Raw genomic sequence first — 22,394 nt, 5'->3', positions numbered from 1 at the left:
AAGCAGGGCGGTTGCTTGACTCGGCATGGGGTTCGGGCATAATGCAAAGCTTTAATTAGGCGGGCGTATTTTATGATTAAGGTATCTGGGGTTACGAAAAAATATCCGGCGCGTCTGGCGGTGGATAATATTTCGTTTGAGGTGAACCGGGGAGAAATCGTCGGCTTTCTCGGTCCAAACGGAGCGGGGAAAACCACCACGATGCGTATGCTGACGGGGTATCTTCCTGTAAATTCGGGGACCATTGAGGTGGCGGGATTCGATATTTCGCGAGAACCGCAGGAAGTGCGGCGGCGGGTGGGCTATCTGCCGGAAAGCTGTCCGCTCTATCCGGAAATGCGGGTGGATGAATATTTAAAATTTCGCGCTTCGCTCAAGGGCGTGAAAAGCTCAATCCGGCGGAATAAAGTGAACGAAGTCAAAGAGCTGTGCGGGCTGACAGAGGTTGGCAAACGGATCATCGGCCAGCTTTCCAAGGGATATCGGCAGCGCGTGGGCCTGGCAGACAGTATGGTGCATGATCCGGATTTACTGGTGCTTGATGAGCCGACGGTGGGGCTGGACCCTTTTCAGATTCGGCAGGTGCGTGAGCTGATTACCCATTTGGCGGAGCGGCATACGGTGTTGCTTTCCACCCATATTCTCCAGGAAGTGGAGGCGATCTGTGAGCGGATCCTGATTATTAACGAAGGCCGGATTGTCGCATCCGATACGGAAGAAAACCTGCACCGGCAACTGCAGGCCTGTTCGATTATTGAAATGGAAATTATGGCTGAAAAAGAATCGGCGATCGAGAAGGTGAGCCGGTTGGAGGGGCTGGATGTGCGCAATGCGAACGAGCTGGCTGACGGCTGGCTTTGGCTGGAAGTCGAAGCCGATGCGGCATCGATGCGCGTGGAACTTTATAATCTGGCGGTGGCTGAAGGCTGGGCGCTGCGAGAGCTTTCGGAACAGCAGCATTCGCTGGAAGATACCTTTGTTCAGATAACGAGCCGGAAGGAGGAGAAGTAATGGGCGTATTTCTCAGCTTATTGAAGAAGGAGCTGCGTACGTGCTTCTATTCTCCAATCGCTTATGTGGTGATGTTTTTTTTCTGGATCCTTACGGGTGGAAACTTTTACTGGTTGCTGATCAATCTGGCGCATGGGGAGTCGTTGACGTCGGCCTCGCAGTGGATGTTCAGCGGCTTTGTGCTTCCGTTTGCGATTCCGGTGATTGTGCCTCTGATTACGATGCGGCTTTTCGCAGAGGAGCGTAAGCTGGGTACGTTGGAGGCCCTGTTGACGACATCGGTGAAAGTGACGGAGCTGGTGCTGGCCAAATTTTTCGGAGCATTTATTTTTTATGTGGTTCTGTGGCTTCCAGCGATCGCTTATACCTGTTTTCAGATCAAGCTGGCTCCTGCCGAGGTGACGGGCTTTCCGGATCTCGGAGCGTTGCAGGCCGGGGTGCTGGGGGTGATGCTGGTGGGGGCGCTGTACATTGCGATCGGGCTTTTTATGTCGACACTGACTTCGAATCAAATTGTTGCGGCGATCAGTGGTTTTGCGATTCTGATCGGGTCATTGTTTGTTTCCATGTATATGGCGTACACGGCGCAGAGTCAGAGTATACGGATTGTCGGACAGTATTATTCCTCGTTCGCTCACATGATGGAGTTTTCACGCGGTATTGTAGACAGCCGGGTGGTGGTGATGTATCTGGGTCACGCCGCATGGTTCCTGTTTGCAGCGGTACGCGTGGTGGAAGGCAGACGGGTTTAGGCGAATTGATATGAAGCGATTTCTCACCAATTTAAATTCTATTGTAGCGGTCCTCCTCGCATTTGTGCTGGTGCAGATGATCGGTTTTGTGGCCCTGCGAAATCCGGTGCGGGTTAACCTGAGCGGCCGGACCTATTATCAGCTTTCGGAAAAAACGCTGAATCTGCTGAAGGGTCTTGAGCATGAAGTTCGAGTTACGGTTTTTTTTCAAGAGGAGCATGCCCTTCATGATGATGTGAAAAACCTGCTGAAGGAATACGAATATCAATCGCGTAACATTCACGTGGAGTGGGTGGACCCGGCGCGCGATGTGGCTCTGACTAAAAAACTGGCGGGGCAGTATGGTCTGAACGAGGCTCAGGTGGTGGTGTTTGATATCGGCGAGAATTTCCGGGTGGTTAAACAAACCGATATTGCCGAAATGCAGCGCGTGAAAGGAATCAAAGAACCGGTGATTACCGCATTTAAAGGGGAACAGGCTTTCACCAGTGCGATTTACGGATTGATTCAGGGGGATACGCCTAAAGTCTATTTTCTGGTCGGGCACGGCGAACAGCGTATTACGGATTTTGACCAGATGGCTGGTTATTCAGATATCGGAACGGCATTGCTGCAGGATAATCTCGATGTTCAGGAGTTAATGCTCAGCGGTGAAAAAGGCATCCCCGAAGATGCGGCTGCGCTGGTGATTCCCGGGCCTTCGAAAAGAATGAGCCCGATTGAAGTGGAAATGATTGAAGATTACCTGAGCCGAAGCGGGCGGGTCTTTATTCTGCTGGATGCGCTGAAGGAAACCGGTCTGGAGCCGATGCTGGAACGCTGGGGTGTGGAATTGCGCAATGATATTGTGGTGGATCCCGAAAATACGCTGCGCGGGAGCGATGTGCATATTCGTCGTTACAACGCTCACCCGATCTGTATGGAAATGAATTCCATTGTGCAATTTATTTTGCCGCGCTCGATCATGCCGCCGGAGCTTGCGGATGGTTCATCGGAGGACCGTCCTTCAGTGGTCCCTCTGTTTTTTACGTCGGAAAAAAGCTGGTCGGAAATGCAGGTGGAGGAACCGACGGCGAAGTTCGAGCCGGAAAAAGGCGATATGGCCGGTGACGACAGGGAACGGCCGATTTCGCTGGGGGTTGCGATTGAGCGCGGTGCCTCTGAAACGATGCTTGATGTGCAGATCCGTCCATCGCGCATGGTAGTTTTCGGTGATTCTGATTTTGTGAGTAATGAAAGTATGGTGGGCGGCAATCAGGATCTGTTTATGAGTGCGCTCAACTGGCTGCTTGAGCGTGAGGAACTGATTGCCATTGCGCCGAAACCCATTGAGGAGGTTCGGCTGAGCCTTTCGCGTTCTGAACTCCGGAAGCTGTTCTGGATTAATGTGGCCGTCATTCCGGGAGTGGCGATGGTGTTCGGCCTGCTGGTTTGGGCACGCAGGAGGAAATAGGACGTATGAAAGGGAGAACCACACTTGTTCTGTTGGTCAGCATTATTGTGCTGGGTCTGTTTATCTGGGCTCAGGAAATGTGGCGTGCAAAAACGTCGTACCGCGAGCTGCAGCAGATCCGTTTGTTTAATATCGATGCTGCAACGCTCCAGTCGATTGAATTTACGGTTTCCAATCAGACCGTTCGCTGTGTGCGGGAAAACGGTGTATGGCTGGCCGGCGAAAAGGACGGCAGTATGGGAGCGGCCGACGAAGCGCTCATTCAGCGGATGATTGCCGGGTTGAATTCGCTCGGGAAAGGGACGACGATCACGGAGAAACAGCTTTCGATACGAGGGCTTGACCCGGCCGAATACGGGTTTGATCAGCCACGTGCTGTAATTGCCGCAGTTGATCATCAGGGTGGCCACAGCTGGCTGGTGGGTAAAAAATCTGCGCTGGGTGAAATGGTTTATGCTCAAAGCAGTGCCGATGAGAATATATACACCATTCCGGATAAACTGCTGGATGTGATTCCAACGTCGCCGGATACGTTGCGTGACCGGATTCTGTTTCCCGGCGATGCGGCGTCGGTTCGCCGGGTTGAAATGCGTGGATCGAATGGTTTTGTGCAGTTGGTGAAAGATCCCAAGGAAGGCTGGCGGGTTCGGCAGACGGTTAATGCGCCGGCGGATCCCAAGGAAGTTGGTCTGTTTATCAGTAAAATCTACAGTTTTCGGATTGAAGAATTTATACAGGACAATGTTTCCGATTTTTCCGTTTACGGATTGCAGGGAGAGACCCAGCAGATTTCGGTGAGCCAGGCTGACGGGGCTTCGCGCCTGCTGATTCTGGGGATTGATAATCCGGATAAGCCCGGCTATGTCTATGCTCGCCGGGCTGACGTTGCTTCCGTATTCACGGTGTCTGCGGAGCTGCGGGATCTTTCGAATGTTCCTGCAGAGCAGTTTCGCGATGCCGGTGTGCTTTCGGTACCGCCCAACAGTATTTCCTCCATCCGTATTACGCATGGCGAAGATCAGCTGAGGATGGAGTATGACGGTTCCAAGGATTGGAATATTACCCGTCCTGTGGTTTGGAAAGCGGAGCCCAGAATGATTTCTGATTTTGTGACGCTCTGGGTGAATGCGGTAATTCATGAGTTTGAAGTCGATGCAAAAGTGGATGCGCCGGAATGGATTATCGAATTCGGATCGGTGGAAGTCGGAGTTACCAATCGGCTTGATATATTTTCGACAAAAGGCAACAAGTCAGGGTTGCTGGTGCGCATTGACGGCGAACCGGATCTTTACCGGATCAATCTGCCCGTGGTCCCTGATACGGTGATCGACCCGCTGATTTATAAGGACCGGAAGGTCTGGGGACTTGATGCGAATCAGGTGAGCCGTTTATCGTTGCAGAGGAAGTCCGGAAGCAGACAGACGATTGAACGGGTTGAGGATAACCGTTTTATTCCGGTAGAAACCAATGGCAACGTACGTGTCAACGAAGAGGGCGTGACGCGGTTGCTTCGGGGGCTGCGGCAGGTTAATACATCGGGTTATATTACGTATAATCCGCGGGACCTGGATATCTACGGTTTGGAGGACCCTGTGGCGGAGTTGCATATCGGCCTGAGCGGAACCAATCAACTTGGCCGTGTGCTGTTGATCGGCCGGGAAACGCCAGAAGGATATTATTCCATGGTAAAGGGGCGCGATGTGGTCTTTTTCCTGGATAAACCTTACATTGAAACCCTTACATCCGATTTGCTTATTGAAACGGAGCCAATTGCTCCATCACCGGAATAAATGGTTTGTCATTCCATCAGTAAACGCATAACAGGGATTACCTATCGGGTCGTCACTGTCGTTGTCCGCCTGTTATGTGTGGTTGCGGTTCTGTTACTCTGCGGTTTTGTCTTTCTCCGGGTATACGGCATCCCGGCACCGGTTCTCCGGCATATTGTAAAGAGGTTGAATCAGGCCGATATACCGGTGAATATCGACAGTGTAAGGCTGACTCTTCGGGGTTGGCAGGCGATGAATGTTCAATATTACAGCAAAAATCCCCACGATATCGAGCCGCTGTTCCGTGTGGGGGAAATGTTTCTGTTCCGCCGGAATGTGCTGAAAGAAGACGGTTCCGGAAACTGGAAAATGGATGTTGAAGCACACGGAATTTACCTGAATCCTTCGGTGGAGTGGGGGATTGAAATTCCGTCGGACAGTGCCTTTCGAAGGGTTGAAATGGCCAGCCTGACTCTTGCCGTTTTTTCCGACCGGATTGAATTTTCCGATGCGGAGATGGCGTGGCTCGGTGTAGATTTTCATGTTGAAGGCACGTTTATAAAAAAGAATATGCGGCCTGAACCCCGCTCTAAAACCGAAATGAATCGGCTGAAAATGATCCGTGAAGCTGAGTTCCAGACTGTGGAGGATCAGCTCCGGTCGATCGAACTGCTTGGCGGAGCCGATATTGATGCTGAATTCTTTGTGGATGCGCGGAACTTGGGCGAGAGTTCGCTCAAGCTGTCTCTGCATGCAAAAGATCTCCGGATCCGGAAAGTCGATTTTGATGAGCTGTGGTTCGAGGGGACCTTTGCTTATCCGGAAATTATAATGAAAAGGGTGGCGCTCGAGCGCAACGGTCAGGTGCTTTCGGCGGGGGCGGCATACAATCTGGTATCGAAAATGGTACATGGTGAAATCGAAAACAATATCACCACCAGCAAGCTGCTTCTGCTGACGCCGCAGCCGGTGCTGGACTTGCTGGTTAAAGCTCAGCTTCAGCTTGAAGAGCTTCCTGAATTCAGGCTTCATGTTGAGCCTGCTCCGTTCAGTGGTGTGCTGAATGCACTGCATGGTTCGTTTTCGATTAATGATATCACGTATGCGGGGCTCCTGATTGAAGCCGCGCGCGGGGATTTCCGGCGAAAAAATGATCGGCTCGAAATTACCGGTATTCAGGCCGCTGTTGGCGGGCAGGAGAAACGGGCTGCCGCGGTCGGAAGCTGCCTGCAGGGGGGGGGCGTTTCGGGCAATGTTTACTGGGATGCGCATCGCAACCGGTTCGATGTTGAAGCGAAGGGGAGTATTGATCCGAATCTGCTGCTGCAGCCGCTGGCGATGGTCCGTATTGCGACCAACGTGATCGATCGGTTCTATTTTCCCGATGGATGTCCGGAAATTTCACTTGAGCTCGGAGCGGATTATACCGATTGGAAAACCTTTTATATGGATATTCATGGGGTGGGCCGGAATGCCGGATTTGAGGAGGCGCTGATTTCCCAGATCAATATTTCGGCGTTTTACAGCAATGCGGTGCTGACGCTTGACCCGATTGCGGCCATGGACGGGGTGGATTTTCTGAAAGGATCCGCTGCGGTTAATTTCAGGCAGGATTCCGTGACTTTCGATGCGTTCGGCAGCATGAATCCCGAGTTGATAGAGCAGGCGGTTTATCCCCAGGCCGGACTTTTCGGCAGGCATCTGAAAACATCAGGGGATACAAAAATAAAAGCCAAAGGAATGCTTGAATGGCAGACGATGCAGATGACCGATTTCGAGGCGGAAATTGAGGTGGAACGGTTGGATATACCGATTGTGGCGGGTCTGGACCACGTTTCGGCCACTGTTATTGGTGATGGTCCTCACATTACCGTAACGAATGCCGCGTATGAAGTATATGGAGGAAAGGGAAACGGAACCTTTTCTATCGAACTGGATCCCGCGCAAACCAATTTGCCGTACACGGTGGATGTGGATCTGGACCGGATAGATTACAAGCAGATGCTCCAATATATAGGTAAGAAGTGCGGCGAGCGCACAGTGGGAAAATTGTCGGCTGAAGTCAGCATGACGGCCGAGCTTAAGCAGCACATTCTTGCTTCGGCATCGGGCGGCGGGCATGTGGGTCTGGAAGACGGCGAGCTGGGGGATGTGCCGGTTTTTAAGGGTTTTTCAAAGGTGATGCGTGTGGTGGTGCCGGGGTTTAAGTTTTTCTCGATCACCCGTTTCAGTATGGATTTTACGCTGGATAACGGTCAGGTCTGGACCGAAAATGCTCTTTTTTCCGGCGATGTCTTTCATGCTTCCGCAAAGGGAACCTACGGTCTTGCTGATGGCTATAACGCCAACGTTCAGGTCAATATGCTGGCTGATAAAGGGCTTTCAAAGGTAATCCGGGTGATCACATCGCCGCTGTCCCGGCTTTTTGAACTCAGGCTGACCGGTCCGCTGGACGACCCGTCCTGGAGTCTGAAGAATTTCAACCCTGCCATGGGGCATTCCGGTAAACAGACGTCGGAGCGATCGGAATAGAACATATAAAGGAAGTAAAGCGAGGAAAGACTATGCTACACCCAAGTGCCTGGGCCGCCCTGCTGGGCTGGATGGTTGCCCAAACGGCAAAAATGACGGTCTGTCTGATTGAATCGAAGCGACTGGATTTCAGCTATATGGTCAGTACCGGCGGCATGCCGAGTGCTCATTCGGCTATGGCTGCTTCGCTGGCGACCTCACTCGGTTTATGCGAAGGGTTTGATTCGGCGGTGTTTGCGTTGGGTATGGCTTTTGCCGTCGTGGTCATGTTCGACGCCCAGAGCGTGCGCAAGGCGGCGGGGGAGCAGGCGAAAGTTCTGAACCAGATTGTTGATGAACTGCTTCATGAACACCATCTGTCGGAAAGTAAGCTCAAGGAACTTCTGGGGCACACTCGGCTGGAGGTGCTCATGGGCTGTATTGTGGGCATCTTCACTGCGATGGCTGCGTTCCGCTTTATACACCCATAGGATAAAAATAAAAAAGGCGGCTGGAAAGCCGCCTTTCGTCATGAGGTGTATTCGGGTTCAACCGGGAGAGATTGCATCGACCGGGCAGGAATCGACGCAGGCTCCGCAATCTGTGCAGGTGTCTGCATCAATTACAAACTGATCATCGCCTTGGCTGATGGCCTCGACCGGGCACGTGGACTCGCATGCGCCGCAGGAAATGCATTCGCTGGAAATTACATGAGCCATGATTCTACTCCTTTTACTGGTGGGTTCTTTAAATTCCGTAAATCAAAGCAATATAGCAGTAAAAATCTTGATTACATCAACAATTGTAAGCCATAAACGTGTTTATACGTAGATTCAATTTTAAAAAGAAAGTTGCAACACATGAGTTTTGATGAGCAGGAACTCCCGGAGGAAGTCAGACAGTCGGTGGAGGAAGCATGGCCGCTTTTTGTGGAATTTCTGAAAAAGAAAGACGCCCGGGTGACCCAGGCTCGGAAGATTGTGCTGACTCAGGTTTTTTCGCGACATGACCATTTCTGTGCCGATGATCTCGCCGCTGAGCTTTCGAGCGGAATGAATCATGTGAGCCGGGGAACGGTGTATCGTACGCTGGCTTTGATGGAAGAAGCCGGACTGGTTCGTGTAATCCGCGATACCGATGTGCATGCGCATTATGAACATACGTTTAATCATCCGCATCATGAGCACATGATCTGTGATAAATGCGGACAGTTTATCGAATTTGCTGATGATGAAATCATGGTCCTCATCGAACAGGCGTGCAAGGAGCACGAATTTGAGGAGCGGAATCACCGGATCGTGATTTTCGGCACCTGTGCGGCGTGCAAAGCAAAAGAGGGCTGAGAGCCCCCTTTTTCATTTTCAATCTTTGGAAAAGCTATGCCTGTTGCTGTGCGGCAGCAATTTCGGCCTTAAGTTCTTTGAGCTCACAGGATGGGCACATGACTTTTTCGCCCTTATAGACGACACAGTCGTGCGAGCCGGAGCAGCCCGGCTGTTTCTTGCGAAGTGCATTAATGGAGGCCAGGATACCCAGCGGTACGGCAATGAAAAACGATACAACAGCAAATAAGGTTAAAAATGTGGTCATATTTTTACTCGGTTAATTAGTCCGTCCGTTATTTGAGCGGAACTTGACTCTTACCCTTCACCGTTTAATACTTCAACCCCTTTGTATGGAGAAAGAATTGCGTACTGCCTGTGCGTTTTTTGCGGAAATCATTTTTATGAGTAAAAAAAAGCAATCGAACGGGAATGCCGGCCCATCGCGTAAATACGACTATCTTGGTGTCGAATCCGATTTTTATTCATCGGGATCGCCCTCTGAACAGCCGCTTTATCAGCAGCGGCATGAGACATCGATGAAGCATGTACGAAAGACGGGACGACATCAGGCGGTACAAGGGCGGCGCAAGGAGACTGTCGACCCGCGTGAAAAAATGGCGCTGGCGGCTGTGCTTAAATCCATGATTGTGCTTGTGCTGCTCGTGATCTTTTTTTTCCTGCTTTGGAAGAGCGTCAGCATCTATGAGGAGAGCATGTTCCTGAAACATCAGCAGCCGCCTGAAGCATCGCCCGTCATGCAGCAGCTGGAATTGGTGGAAGATTTTGACCTCGAAAAGGTGGATAGCCGAGATCTGTTTGCTGAGCGGGTCGAAATGTGGAAGGAGGCAACGCGACTGGTGCGCTCTTCCGATGCGCTGGTGAAACGGGATAACTATGATCTCGCCATTGAGCGCTGCCAGCAGGCACTGGAAATAAATCCTGCACATATGGGTGCCTTGGAACATCTGGGTGAGCTGTATTTTGAAAAGGGTCTGTATATTGAAGCGGTGAATTCCTATATCCGACTGCTCAGTGTAAACCCAACGCGTTCTGACCTGAAGATTAAGCTGATTCGTGTGCTTGACGCACGTGGAGATGCTGGCGCAGTTGTTTTTCTGGCTCGGTGGTATCTCGAAGAAAATGAATACAATGAGGAAGTTGGCCGGAGCTTGGCTAATGCGCTCTTTGTGAATGAAGCGTTCGAAGAAGCCATCGTCGCGTATGAACGTGTCTTGAATGTGACTCCGGGCGATACGGCTTCGCTGGAAAAGATGGCCGATGCGTACATGTTCCTCGGGACGTACGAACAGGCGCTGGAAACGCTGGAACTGCTGAGAGCGCAGAATTATCGTGACCAGGCGTATTATCAGAAAATCGCTGTTTGCCATGCACAGCTTGGGCATGGATATGAAACGGTGCAGACGCTGGGCAAAGCGGCCCATCTTTTCGGGCAGCCTGTGGTGATCGGCTGGGTACAGGATCCGCGGCTTGATCCTGTTCGGGAAGACCGTCAGTTTCAGGTATTTGCTGAACGGGTCGGCGGAGAAGAGTTCCGCAAATGGCTGGAAAAAGTGGCACGCAGCATGGAACACGGTCAGGAGCAGACCGTTACTCCGCAGCTGTCGCTGCCTAAACAGGACGGGCTGAAGGCTGACTTATTGACGCCGAAGCAGCAGTAACCGGTTTTTCCGTATTTTGAAAATTCTGTTTATTACCTATGGAGAACTGACACTGGGGGGTGAATCCTTCCGGCCCGTGGCCATATTGCGTGCGTTAGCTGAGGCGGGTCATCGGATTCATATTATTGCGTCGCACATTGATCTTCCTCCACACCCCAATGTGCGGGTTATCGAAGGAAATTCCGGAAGCGCGGTGCCTGTTCGGCGATTACGTGTGGCTGTACTTAAAGCAACCGGTTCGATGAAATACGATGCCGTTCATGCTGTCGACTATGCCACTGTTTGGGCGATGCGTGCCTGTAGGTTCCGACGGCTTCCGTTCATCTACGATGCCACACGCACGTTTACCGGAAAATCGGCCCATCCACCGTCCAAACGTTGGAAATGGTTCCGGACTCATTTTTCCGGAATAGAGAAAAAACTGCTGGCCCGAGCCGCGGCGGTACTGGTTCCCTGTCCGACACTGGAAGCGGATCTGAAAGCGTTGCAGCATACTGCAGCGGTGGTGCGGCTTGAGGATGTTCCGGCGCAATCGCTGTTCGGCTGTGACGAGACACCGGAACGCGCTGCAATTTTTTCACAATTCACACCGGTTGCATCCGGCGTCGTGGCCGTGTCGGTTACGGCACTGACCAATTCCGAATTGCGTATGCTGCTGCTTGCCGCCCGGAAAGTGATGGATGCTGTTCCGGGGATCTCCTTTGTATTCCGAGGCGCTGGAAAAGACGCTCCGAAAATGGCGGCGAATCTTGATATCGACGGGCGTTGCCTGTTTCTGGATTTTTCGCAAACCGGAAAATTTCTGGAAGGCCTGAATGTCGCTTCCGCCGCATTGTGGATTCCATCGCCGAACCGGCCGTATTGCGACCCGTCCATTTTTACGCTGCTCCGTTCGCCGGCACCGCTTGTGGTTGTTCAGGACAAAGCCTATGGCGGACTTTTAACGGAAGAAAATTCATTTCCGGTTGTACGCACAGCGGATGCGATTGCTGAAGGCCTGTTACGTGTGATCCGTGAACCGCTCTTTTCGCTCAGATTGGTCACCGAGGCGCAGCAGTTGATCGCAGACCGCTATTCGTTCTCCACGTTTAAGCATAATATCCGCATGATCTATCACGAGCGCTTAAGCAAAAAATAGGAGCACAGCATTCCGCGCAACGGTCCAGCACAGACACGCCGTCCAATGGTTGGAATCGCCATGGCAACCGCGGTCGGTATGCTGGTTTCATCGACGGAGCTCCTTCCATTGTCCTTTCTTTTTGCCGCGGCCGCGCTGTCGGTGACCTCGGCATTTATTTTTCTGCGCAAATCCCGGGCACTGGTATTCATAAGCATCGCCCTTACAGCCGCGCTGCGTTTCGGTCTTGGTCATCCCGATGTCGCTGCCGACTCGATCAACCGGACCGCACTGCCTGATGCCCGATCCGGTGTGATAGGGCGGATTGCCGGAGATCCGAGGTTTTATGCCTATGACGATGGCGAGGAAGGATCGTGGTCTTTTCCGTTCCAATGTCTGGAATACAAGGTTTCCAACGGCTGGAAAACCGTCAGCGGTCAGATAGATCTGCAGATTCATGCAGCTCCAGCGGAGCTGCTTTTTGAACCCGGAGATCGGCTGCGGGTAAGCGGCTGGTTGGCTGAAAAAACATTTCCCGGCCGAAACCGGCTGGAGCTCGATGCCCGGGCGGAAGACTGGGAGCGGCTGGAAGGCGGCGGATTTTCAATGAAGAAATGGGGCGGGGCGCTGCGCGATTCGCTTGCTCCGCGTCTGGAGCAGGGGATGCAGGAGCTGCCTGTGCAGCTTGCCGTTCTTAAAGCACTGGTGCTGGGCTATCGCGAGGATATGCCGCGCGAAACCCTTGATATGTTCAAGCGCACCGGATCGATGCATATTTTTGCGATATCAGGCCTGCATGTCGGCATTGTCGGCTTTCTGCTGGCGCTGGTGCTCAAAATGCTGGGCGTGCCCCGCGGAAAATTCGGACTGGTGCTGATTCCGCTGCTCGGGCTCTACGTACTCTCCACCGGGATGAAGTCGAGTGCCCTGCGCGCTCTGCTCATGGCTGCGGTGTTCCTGCTGGCCCCGTTGTTTAAGCGCCGGCCCGATATCCCGAGTTCAGTTGCTTTTGCCGCAGTAATCCTGCTGTATTTCCAGCCCTTGGAAATTCTGTCGCCCGGCTTCATTTTTTCATTCGCGGTGGTGTCCTTTCTGGTGATGGCTTTTGCTGCTGTTCCGCAGCACTGGATTCAAGGACCCTGGATTAAAACCTATGTCGTATCGCTGGGGATCACCTCGCTGGCTGCGAGCACCGTGGCGATACCGCTGGGGGCGTTGTTTTTCGGGCAGTTTTCGCCCATTGCTGTTTGCGGCAATCTGATTGTGGTGCCGCTGACCTTCTGTATTGTACTGTGCGGATGGCTTTCGATTGTGCTGCCTTTGGTGTCAACGGTGTTTAATCATGCGGCGGTCGTTTTTATTGATCTCCTGCTCGGAAGTGTGCATGTGCTCGACGGGATTCCGGGGTCCAGCTGGCCGGTCGATCCGCCTTCCGTTGTTGCGGTACTGCTTTGGCTCGGCAGTCTGACGGCCCTCGTTACCGCCTGCACCACCCGCCGGCAGCGTGAGGTTGCCATCGGTTGTGCGCTGTGTGCCGTTTGTCTTGTTCTGTTCGGGGGATGAGCGGGGAGCGGCGGAATTGCCGACAGTTTTGTGTCCGAAAAACCATTTACGTATCGATTTGTTACTGTTAACAGTTTGGGGCCGCATTTGTGCGGTTCGGAAAAAGGAGCTCATCATGCAGCGTTTTATGAAGTTTGCCGCCATTGCGGTTTTCGGGGTTTTTACTGCACAGGCAGCTGAAAAACCGAATTTTCTGGTTATTCTGGCCGATGACCTGGGCTATATGGATGTCGGGTTCACGGGGTCTGAAGAAATTTTCACGCCGCAGCTCGATCAGCTGGCGGAAAATGGAATGATCTGTGAAAACGGGTATGTGACGCATCCCTATTGCGGTCCGTCGCGGGCGGGCCTGATGGCCGGGCGTTATCAGGCCCGGTTCGGGCTGGAAATCAACATCACCTATTCGCCGTACGATCTGTATAGCGGTTTCCCGCTTTCGGAAAAAACAATCGCGGAACGTCTCAAACCGGCGGGCTACCGTACCGGGATTATTGGAAAATGGCATATGGGCGCATCGCAACCGTTTCATCCGAACAATCGCGGATTTGATCATTTTTATGGGTTCCTTTCCGGTGGGCACGATTATTTCCCGGACAATGTGACGACCGCTTATCCGCTGTTGCTCAAAAACGGAAATCCGCACTACAGTGCCAATGAAGGATGTTATCTGCCGTTGATGCGCAATGATCAGGCGGGTGAGTTTAATGAATATCTGACCACGGCGCTCAGCCGCGATGCGGTGGAGTTTGTGAAGCAGGGCGACGACCCGTTTTTCCTCTATTTGGCCTATAACGCGCCGCATGGTCCGCTTCAGGCTCCAAAGGAAACGATTGCAAAATATAAACATATCAAGGACCCGCGTCGGCGTACCTATGCGGCGATGATTGACGAGATGGATCGGGGGGTCGGTATGGTGGTGGATGCACTGAAAGAAAGCGGGAAATTCGATAATACCGTAATTTTCTTTCTTTCCGACAACGGCGGAGTGACCTCCAAGCCGGGCCATGAAAATGAAAACTGGGCGAACAACGGGAAGTTTAAAAAGGGCAAGGGCAGTATGCATGAGGGCGGAAGCCATGTGCCGTATATCGTCCACTGGCCGGCCGGTATTCCAAAGCCTGGAAGATTTAAGGGGCTGGTTTCTTCGCTCGATATTGCGGCCACGGCCGTGGCGCTGGGCGGCGGCGATACATCAGGTCATAAACTCGAAGGGGTCAATCTGGCTCCCTATCTTTCGGGCAGAAAAAAAGGGTCTCCGCATGACGCTCTGTTCTGGCGGGTGAAAGACGGCGCGGCCTGGTGTGTGCGCACGCCGACCGGGAAATATCTCAAGGAAAACTGGGGCGGGGAACTGACGGCTTTGTATGACATGAAGAATGATCCGTACGAGTCCACAAACCTGCTGGGCAAAGCGCCCGAAAAACAGGCCGAGCTTGCCCGGCTGTGGAATGAGTGGAATGCCGGAAACAGCGCGAATGTGCTGCTGCAGGCCGGGGACTACCAGAAAAAGCGCCTTCAGATGTATGAAGAGCTGTATCGATCGCTTGAGGAAAAAGCGAAGAAAGCCAAGCCGGTGGTGATCCAGTGATTGGTGTGGTCCGGTTGATCATGAAAGGCACTGAACACCCGAAAGGGTACTCCTTTAATCTATTGTGTGTATTCAGCGGTCTGTTGCTTCTCGGTTCTGTGGTTTCCGCGGCTCCTCCGGAAGGCAAAGAGTGGGTGGTTTTTGAGCCGATGACCGATGAATTTGATGGCGATTCACTGGATCTGGAAAAGTGGTTTGATCACAACCCGACGTGGAGCGGGCGGCCACCGACCCTGTTCCATCCGGACTGTGTGGCTGTTTCGAACGGAACATTACGGATCAGTGCATTTGATTCCGCCGCATCGGCCCGGCGTAAGCTCCCCGCCGGGTTTACCCATATCTCCGGATTTGTGCGCAGTAAAGACCGTTGCCGGTTCGGCTATTTTGAAATGCGGGCCAAACTGATGCCGTCGACGCAGGTCAGCTGTTTCTGGCTGACGCATGCGGGGCGTGAGGAGTGGTCGGAAATTGATATTGTGGAAGTGGCGGCCGGGACGGAGAAGTATGGATCGCTGCTGCAGCCGAATGTGCACTATTTCCGCGGACCGCATTATCAGGGCACGCTTGAACATCATCTGAAGGATCCGAGTTATCATGATCTCGGCGTGCCGCTGAAGGATGACTTTCACGTCTATGCGTGCGAATGGTCACCCACCTTTATCCGCTGGTATTTTGACGGGAAACTGGTGCGGGAACGGCATAACGATATGTATTTCCAGCCTTTGGAAATGAATCTGAATGTGGAAGCCAACGAGTGGTTCGGCGGTCTTCCGGATGATGCCACGCTGCCGGCGGTGTACGAAATCGATTATGTCCGGACGTGGCGGCAGAAGGACTACTGAGAATGCGGAGAGAGCGAGGAAAATGATGATGAAAAAAGGATTGATCGCAGCTGCGGTGATTGTGCTGGGCTTTTCCGCCTATGCGGAAAAACGCCGGCCGAATGTTCTGTTTATTATTACCGATGATCAGTTTAAGGAGCAGTTTGGATTTCTGGGCGGGCAGGCGCTGACGCCGAATATTGACCGTCTGGCGCGGGAGGGGATCTATTTTGAAAACGGGTTTGTTTCATCAAGTGTCTGTTCGCCCAGCCGCTACACCTGCATGAGCGGTCATTTCGCCAGCCGCTGCCCGCAGCCGTATTTTCAGACGGGAACCACCGAAGACGGGGTTACGCGGATTTTATGGAATATCGGTTTTGCGGAAGGGCAGCCGAATATTCCGAACGTGCTGCAGAAAGCGGGCTATAAAACCGGCTTTACCGGAAAGTGGCATTTAAACGGCACGATGCATCTGATTAATAATGATATTCCGAAAGGTGCGGACCCTTATGATCCCGGGATTCGGAAAATCATGCGTTCGAATCAGGAAATTATCTGCAACGAGATTAAACGATTCGGTTTCGATTTTGTGCAGGCTGCTTTCGGCGGTAATCCGAACGATGACAAAACGTTGGTGGCCACCGGATGCAATGTGCACAACCAGGAGTGGAATACGAAGGCTGCCATCGACTTTATTGAACAGAACAAAGATGAACCATGGTATCTCTACTTTGCGCCGACCCTGATGCATGTTCCGGACACTTTTGCTTCGCTGACCGGAGATCCGCGCAAAAGCGGCATGGGGATTCTGGACGAACCGATTACGGGTGTTCAGCCTTCCCGTGAATCGGTGCTGGAACGCACCAAAGCTGCGGGTATTCCGGATCGCAACCGTGCGGCGACCTGGCTTGATGACGGGATTGGAGCGATTCAGGACAAGCTTGAAGAGCTGGGGCTGACGGAAGATACGCTGGTTATTTATTTCAACGACAACGGCATGGAATATCACTCCAAGGGCACGTGCTATCAGGGGGGTGTACGTACACAGATCATGGCCTACTGGCCGGGCGTTATCGAGCCGGGGGCACGTCCGCAGGAGTTGGTGCAGAATGTCGATTTCGCCCCGACATTTTTCGAACTGGCCGGTGTGGAACCGCCGAAGAATATGATTCTCGACGGGGAGAGCCTGCTTCCGATTCTCCGCGGCGAGTCACCGGAAAACTGGCGGGACGCTGTTTACAGCGAAATCGGTCTGGCGCGTTCGGTCAGTTCCAAAGACTGGAGCTATGTGGCCTTTTATGTTCCGCCGAGCCTGCAGCGCACGAAGGAAGAGCGCGTGAAAGAAGCGAAGGAATATTATTACGGTCCGATGCTTGCGGAGCATCCGTGGATGGCGGACGAATATCCGTTTCTCGAGGATGCGCCGTATTTTCAGCTGGGTATGCAGCCGGGCGGTTTTGCGTTTGAGCGCTGGCAGTTGAAGGATCCGGAAAATACACCGTGGGCCCCGAGCTATTTCGATCAGGATCAGCTGTTTAATATTCGGCAGGATCCGACCGAGATCGAGAATCTGGCCGCCAATCCGGAATATAAGGCGCAGCTGGAAAAAATGCAGAAACTGCTGGTGGAATATCTGGATGACCTTCCGGGGACCTATCCGGGATTGAAAGACTGAGATTCGAACCGTGTGCTGCATTGAAAACATGTACTGGAAAACTTTGATTTTTGTGTGTCGGGTGTAGTTGTGGGTCCATTGCTATGATTGGAGAGAGAATGAACGTTCGAAGTGTATTGATGGTGGTTATGGCCTGTGCTGCGGTATCGGGGATGGCGGCAAAAAAGCCGAATGTGGTGGTGTTTTATACGGATGATCAGAAGATGGATTCGTTCGGTTTCATCCGCGGAAAAGCGCATACGCCGAATATCGACCGGCTGGCTGAAACCGGGGCCTATTTTTCGAATGCCTATGCATCGAGTTCGGTCTGTTCGCCGAGCCGCTATTCCGCACTGACGGGACAGTATGCCAGCCGGTGCAACAGCGATGAATTTCATCGAAGCACCAGTGCGGAAGGGGTGACTAAGGTGCTGTGGAATATGTCGATCGGCGATGATCAGTGGACGTTTCCGAAAGTGATGCAGCAGGCCGGCTATAAAACCGGCATGGTGGGCAAATGGCATGTCGGCCACAGCAATAAACATGGGAAACGCAAGCAGGTGCCGAATAACAATCCTTCCGATCCTGAAACGATTGCAGTGCTGAAGCATAACCAGCAGGTCGTCTGCGCCGGAATTCGGGATAAAGGGTTTGATTATGCCGGCGGGGTTTATGCCGGAAACCCGAATGATGACAAGCAGTTGATTAAAACCGGCTGTAATGTTCATGCCGTGGAATGGCAGACAAAACATGCCCTGGAATTTATTGAACAGAATAAGGATGAACCGTTCGTGCTTTATTATGCTTCGACGCTGATGCACAGCCCGCATCCGCATGAGTCGCTCAGAGCCGACCCCCGTTTAAGCCCTGAAGGGATGCTCCCGGAGCCGATTACCGGAATCATGCCGCCGCGCGAGGATGTCATTAAACGGGCCGAAGCAGCCGGTGTAACCGACCCGAAACTGCAGGCGGCGACGTGGCTGGATGATGTGGTCGGAACGGTATGGAACAAACTGGAAGAGCTGGATCTGGCTGAGAATACGATGATCATCTATTTCAATGATAACGGGACCGATGACAGCGGAAAAGGCTCGTGCTACCAGGGCGGGGCGCATGTGCCCATGATTGTGAATTTTCCGGGGGTGGTTAAGCCGGGGACCTATACGCAGCTGGCTTCGAATATTGATATTGCACCGACGGTTTTTGAAGTGGGCGGGGTAACTCCGCCTGACGATATGATTCTTGACGGAATGAGTGTGCTGCCGGTGGCAAAAGGGGAAAAAACGGCGTGGCGGGATGCGCTGTATCTTGAAATCGGTCTGACACGGGCGGTCGTGAGCGGCGATTACAAATATATGGCGTTCCGCATTCCGGAGAGCTATCTCGAAAAACCGCTGGAGGAACGGCTGGCGGAGCATAAGGAAACACTGGCGAAGATTAATCAGCAGCATCCGTGGACGGTGGGCAATAAAATGTGGCAGATCGATCCGGAGGCGAAATATCTCCAGATGGGCATGGCGCCCGGCGGGGACTTTATGGAGAAACTTCAGGTTTCCGGCTGGCCGCCGGCGCCTTTTGTGAAGAATTACTATGATCCGGATCAGCTGTATGATTTGAAGCGCGATCCGCGCGAAACCACCAATCTGGCTGCAAATCCTGAGTATCAGGCGAAACTTGAGCAGATGAAAAAGAAACTCAGAAAAATGCTGGCGGATGTGCCGGGAACGTTTGCGGATCTTAAGCCGGAAGAATAAGGAGATCATGATGAAAATATGGATGTTGTCTACAGTCGTATGTCTTGCTGCCGGAGCCCGGGGAATGGCTTCCCGTGAACCTGTGCCGCCGCCACCGCCGGTTGAAGCGCCGGAAGGATATAAGTGGGTGCTGAATCAAGCCTACAGCGATGAGTTTAACGGAAGAAAACTCGATGATGAAAAGTGGCATAATCATTATCCGGGTTGGAAGGGGCGTGTGCCGGGGCTGTTTGTTCCGGAGTCTGTTCAGGTGGATGACGGATTGCTCCGGATTAAGATCGGATTGCTTGATCCGCCGCGCGGCGATGACGGGGAGTGGTGGATTGCCTGCGGTGCGATTCAGTCGAAAGGGCAGGAGGCCGGTTATGGCTATTACGAAACCCGTATGAAGGCTTCCAGTCTGCGTACGTCATCCACATTCTGGCTGATGAATCCGCGGAAGGATGCGGAAAAAGCGGGCAAACGAACAGAACTCGATATTCAGGAATGTATCGGTGATGCACAGCGATGGCCTGATTTCAAACATCAGTTCCGTTCCAATACACATATTACCTTCATGAATGAAGAAAAGGTTGATGGTGAATATCCGGTGGTGAAAAAAGGAGCCTCATACGATATCGGCAGCAATGTGGATGAGGACTTCCATACTTACGGTTGCTGGTGGGTCGATGCAAAAACCATGCATTTTTATCTCGATGGAGAGCATGTGCAGACCATCGAAGTTTCAACAGAAAAGGATCCGTCGCCGTTTGACCGGAAGATGTTTATCAATCTGGTTTGCGAGATTTATGACTGGGAAGTGCTTCCGGAAAAGGAACAGATTCTCGATGATTCCAAAAACACCACGTACTACGATTATGTCCGTGCTTACACGCTCGAAAAGGATGACGTAAAGTGAAGCTTGGGCTGACGGCGGCAATGGCGATGGGTATGGCAGGATGGATTGCTCATGGTGGGGAAGGTCAGAACTTTTCCAACGGCTGGAAATTTCTGCCGGGCGATGTGCCGTCAGCAAAAAATGCGGCGTTCGATGATTCGGCGTGGCGAGAGCTCGATCTTCCGCACGACTGGAGTGTGGAATATTCCTTTACCACTAATCATGCCGGGGGCTGCACGGCCTTTCTGCCGGGCGGTATCGGCTGGTATCGAAAAACATTCGAAGTCTCTGCGGCGGAAAAAGGACAGATTTTCCGGATCGATTTTGACGGGGTTTATAATAATTCAGAGGTCTGGATTAACGGGCATTATCTGGGGAAACGGCCGTTCGGCTATATTCCGTTCAGTTACGAGCTGACGGAATATTTAAACTATGGCGGAAAAAATACCGTTGCCGTTCGGGTGGATCGCTCCGCCTATCTGGATTGCCGGTGGTATCCGGGATCCGGGATTTACCGCGATGTGAAATGGGTTGCTCACGGCCCGGTCCATATCGAGCAGTACGGCGTTTTTGTGACGACCCGGGGCGACCGCGTTCAGGTTGACGTTACGCTGAAGAACCGTATGAATGCAGCAGAACCGGTTCTGCTGAAAGTCGATCTGCAGGATGCCGCAGGGAAATCCGTCGGTTTCCAGACGCTGGAAATGGATCTGGCGGCTGGAGCTCCGGCCGTTGGAACGCTGGCGTTTACTGTCGGGAATCCTGAACGGTGGGAGCCTGACCATCCGTATCTTTACCGGGCGGAAGTTGAAGTGGTTTCGGGAGACCGGGTGCTGGATAGAGCAACGACGGGTTTCGGGATACGCGATATTTACAACGATCCGGACAAAGGCTTTTTTCTGAATGGAGAACACATGCGGATTAAAGGGGTTTGTCTGCATCATGACGGGGGCGCCGTGGGCGCAGCAGTTCCGGATGCCGTGTGGGAACGTCGTCTTCGTTATCTGAAGGAGGCGGGCTGTAATGCCATTCGAACGGCGCATAACCCGCCGTCGGAAGCTTTTCTGGATCTGTGCGACCGCATGGGATTTCTGGTGCAGGATGAAGCATTTGATGAATGGTTTAATCCAAAAGACAAACGCCATAATTTCAATGCAAAAGATGTGGATGATTTAACGCGCGGGTATTCGGAGGAGTTCGGTGACTGGGCCGAGCGGGATATCAAAGCCATGGTGCTGCGCGACCGGAATCATCCGTCCATTATCCAGTGGAGCATCGGCAACGAAATTGAGTGGACCTATGCAGGGTATTCCGATGCCACGGGCTATTGGGATAAAGAGAACGAGGTGAGCTACTACTGGGATCTTCCGCCGTTTTCGGCAGAGGAAATCCGGGAGCGCTTTTCCGTTTCGCAGAAGCGTCAGGGAGAACACATTCTGGCGGAGCAGGCGGCCGATCTGTCGCGCTGGATTAAGGAACTCGATACCACCCGTCCGGTAACGGCGAATATGGTGATGCCTTCGGTGAGTCATTTTTCGGGATATGCCGATGCGCTGGATGTGGTGGGTTACAGTTACCGCACGGTGCTCAATGAATGGGGGCATGAACACTATCCGGAAAAAATGATCTGCGGCACCGAAAACTGGGTGCAGTGGGAAGAGTGGAAAAGTGTGCTGGAAAATGAGCATATTGCCGGAGTCTTTCTCTGGACAGGAATTGATTATCTCGGTGAATCGCGCGACTGGCCGAAACGTTCTACCGCAAGCGGGATGCTGAATACCGCCGGATTCCGCAAACCGCGCTACTGGTTTTTCAAGACCTTCTGGAAAGAAGATGAGCCGCTGGTTTACATTGCCGCTCAGCCGCAGGCCGATTCCAACTATCTGCTGAAGAATGACGAGGTTGTTGAGAATCCGGAAAATCCGCGCGATAAAAAGTGGTGGTGGCCGGAGGTTTCCAACCATTGGAATTTTGAAGTCGGCGAGCCGGTTTATATTGAGCTCTATTCCAACTGTGAGGAGAATGAACTGTTTCTAAACGGTAAATCGCTGGGCGTTCGGAAACTGGCGGATCATGAAGATCGTCTGCTGAAATGGATTGTTCCGTTTGAAGAAGGATCGCTGAAAGCGGTTGGACGAAACAATGGACAGGTTGCGGCGATTAAGACGCTGCACACGGCCGCTGAAGCTGTTGCGGTTCGGCTGAAGCTGGATAAGAAAACGCTGCGTGCCGATGGACGGGATGCGGTGCATTGTGTGGCTGAAGTCGTCGATGAAAAAGGGCGGTCGGTTCGGCACCGGACGCACAGGGTCAGATTTTCCGTAGAGGGCGATGCCCGCAATATCGGTGTCGACAATGGAAACTCCTCAAGTGTGCAGGATTTCCAGTCCGACCGCTGTGAAACCGATCAGGGCCGCGTACTGATGATGCTGCAGGCCGGAAAAACAAAAGGCGATATTGTGGTTAATGCTTCTGTTGACGGATTAAAGGGTGCAACGGTTCGTATTCAACAGCAGTAGG

Annotated in this window: 18 protein-coding genes; 16 read left to right on the top strand and 2 right to left on the bottom strand. The window is 52.6% G+C overall.

Annotated elements, in window-relative coordinates:
- Positions 1 to 72 precede the first annotated feature (72 nt).
- The 6 genes from P9H32_RS04570 to P9H32_RS04545 are packed head-to-tail and all read left to right on the top strand — an operon-like array spanning position 73 to position 7,987.
- Positions 73 to 1,011 carry an ABC transporter ATP-binding protein gene (locus P9H32_RS04570; RefSeq protein ID WP_322607695.1) on the top strand — a complete coding sequence of 313 codons (939 nt, stop codon included), beginning with the start codon at positions 73 to 75 and terminating at the stop codon, positions 1,009 to 1,011.
- Positions 1,011 to 1,763: an ABC transporter permease gene (locus P9H32_RS04565; RefSeq protein WP_322607694.1), complete on the top strand. Its 753-nt coding sequence runs from the start codon at positions 1,011 to 1,013 to the stop codon at positions 1,761 to 1,763. The genes P9H32_RS04570 and P9H32_RS04565 overlap by 1 nt, the downstream gene beginning before the upstream one ends.
- Positions 1,764 to 1,773: 10 nt before the next feature.
- Complete coding sequence (locus P9H32_RS04560) at positions 1,774 to 3,216, top strand: GldG family protein (protein WP_322607693.1); 1,443 nt, start codon at positions 1,774 to 1,776, stop codon at positions 3,214 to 3,216.
- A gap of 5 nt (positions 3,217 to 3,221) precedes the next feature.
- Positions 3,222 to 5,006, top strand: a complete 1,785-nt coding sequence (locus tag P9H32_RS04555) for a DUF4340 domain-containing protein (protein ID WP_322607692.1) — start codon at positions 3,222 to 3,224, stop codon at positions 5,004 to 5,006.
- A complete protein-coding gene (locus tag P9H32_RS04550) occupies positions 5,007 to 7,517 on the top strand; it encodes an AsmA-like C-terminal region-containing protein (protein WP_322607691.1) in 2,511 nt (836 codons plus the stop codon). It begins immediately after the preceding gene.
- A gap of 32 nt (positions 7,518 to 7,549) precedes the next feature.
- A complete protein-coding gene (locus P9H32_RS04545) occupies positions 7,550 to 7,987 on the top strand; it encodes a divergent PAP2 family protein (RefSeq protein ID WP_322607690.1) in 438 nt (145 codons plus the stop codon).
- 57 nt (positions 7,988 to 8,044) lie between these two features.
- Here the strand turns inward: P9H32_RS04545 and fdxA are convergent, their stop codons facing one another.
- Positions 8,045 to 8,215, bottom strand: a complete 171-nt coding sequence (fdxA, locus tag P9H32_RS04540) for a 4Fe-4S ferredoxin (protein ID WP_322607689.1) — start codon at positions 8,213 to 8,215, stop codon at positions 8,045 to 8,047.
- A 141-nt stretch (positions 8,216 to 8,356) separates the two neighbouring features.
- Here fdxA and P9H32_RS04535 point away from each other — a divergent pair, with 141 nt between their 5' ends.
- Complete coding sequence (locus P9H32_RS04535) at positions 8,357 to 8,839, top strand: Fur family transcriptional regulator (protein WP_322607688.1); 483 nt, start codon at positions 8,357 to 8,359, stop codon at positions 8,837 to 8,839.
- Between the two features lie 34 nt (positions 8,840 to 8,873).
- Here P9H32_RS04535 and P9H32_RS04530 read toward each other — a convergent pair whose 3' ends face one another.
- Positions 8,874 to 9,086 (bottom strand): hypothetical protein, encoded by a 213-nt coding sequence (locus tag P9H32_RS04530; RefSeq protein ID WP_322607687.1) that lies wholly within the window; start codon positions 9,084 to 9,086, stop codon positions 8,874 to 8,876.
- 136 nt (positions 9,087 to 9,222) lie between these two features.
- Between P9H32_RS04530 and P9H32_RS04525 the strand changes: the two genes are divergently transcribed.
- The 9 genes from P9H32_RS04525 to P9H32_RS04485 all read left to right on the top strand — a co-directional run bounded on the left by P9H32_RS04525 (position 9,223) and on the right by P9H32_RS04485 (position 22,393).
- Positions 9,223 to 10,500: a tetratricopeptide repeat protein gene (locus P9H32_RS04525; protein ID WP_322607686.1), complete on the top strand. Its 1,278-nt coding sequence runs from the start codon at positions 9,223 to 9,225 to the stop codon at positions 10,498 to 10,500.
- A gap of 16 nt (positions 10,501 to 10,516) precedes the next feature.
- Positions 10,517 to 11,638 carry a glycosyltransferase gene (locus P9H32_RS04520; RefSeq protein ID WP_322607685.1) on the top strand — a complete coding sequence of 374 codons (1,122 nt, stop codon included), beginning with the start codon at positions 10,517 to 10,519 and terminating at the stop codon, positions 11,636 to 11,638.
- Positions 11,639 to 11,698: 60 nt separating this feature from the next.
- Positions 11,699 to 13,180, top strand: coding sequence for a ComEC/Rec2 family competence protein (locus P9H32_RS04515; RefSeq protein ID WP_322607684.1), 1,482 nt, complete (start codon positions 11,699 to 11,701; stop codon positions 13,178 to 13,180).
- Positions 13,181 to 13,295: 115 nt separating this feature from the next.
- Positions 13,296 to 14,768 (top strand): sulfatase family protein, encoded by a 1,473-nt coding sequence (locus P9H32_RS04510; protein WP_322607683.1) that lies wholly within the window; start codon positions 13,296 to 13,298, stop codon positions 14,766 to 14,768.
- 20 nt (positions 14,769 to 14,788) lie between these two features.
- A complete protein-coding gene (locus P9H32_RS04505) occupies positions 14,789 to 15,610 on the top strand; it encodes a family 16 glycosylhydrolase (protein WP_322607682.1) in 822 nt (273 codons plus the stop codon).
- A 22-nt stretch (positions 15,611 to 15,632) separates the two neighbouring features.
- The gene (locus P9H32_RS04500) at positions 15,633 to 17,264 is read left to right on the top strand and encodes a sulfatase family protein (protein ID WP_322607681.1); all 1,632 of its coding nucleotides are present in this window, start codon (positions 15,633 to 15,635) and stop codon (positions 17,262 to 17,264) included.
- A gap of 98 nt (positions 17,265 to 17,362) precedes the next feature.
- A complete protein-coding gene (locus P9H32_RS04495) occupies positions 17,363 to 18,997 on the top strand; it encodes a sulfatase family protein (protein ID WP_322607680.1) in 1,635 nt (544 codons plus the stop codon).
- A 7-nt stretch (positions 18,998 to 19,004) separates the two neighbouring features.
- A complete protein-coding gene (locus tag P9H32_RS04490) occupies positions 19,005 to 19,895 on the top strand; it encodes a family 16 glycosylhydrolase (RefSeq protein ID WP_322607679.1) in 891 nt (296 codons plus the stop codon).
- Complete coding sequence (locus P9H32_RS04485; protein ID WP_322607678.1) at positions 19,892 to 22,393, top strand: glycoside hydrolase family 2 TIM barrel-domain containing protein; 2,502 nt, start codon at positions 19,892 to 19,894, stop codon at positions 22,391 to 22,393. Before P9H32_RS04490 ends, P9H32_RS04485 begins: the two co-directional genes overlap by 4 nt.
- Position 22,394 lies beyond the last annotated feature (1 nt).

The sequence above is a fragment of the Pontiella agarivorans genome, assembly GCF_034531395.1.
In the GTDB taxonomy this organism is placed as follows: domain Bacteria; phylum Verrucomicrobiota; class Kiritimatiellia; order Kiritimatiellales; family Pontiellaceae; genus Pontiella; species Pontiella agarivorans.
Note: the sequence above shows the minus strand (reverse complement) of the source record. Positions and strands in the feature narration are given on the sequence as shown.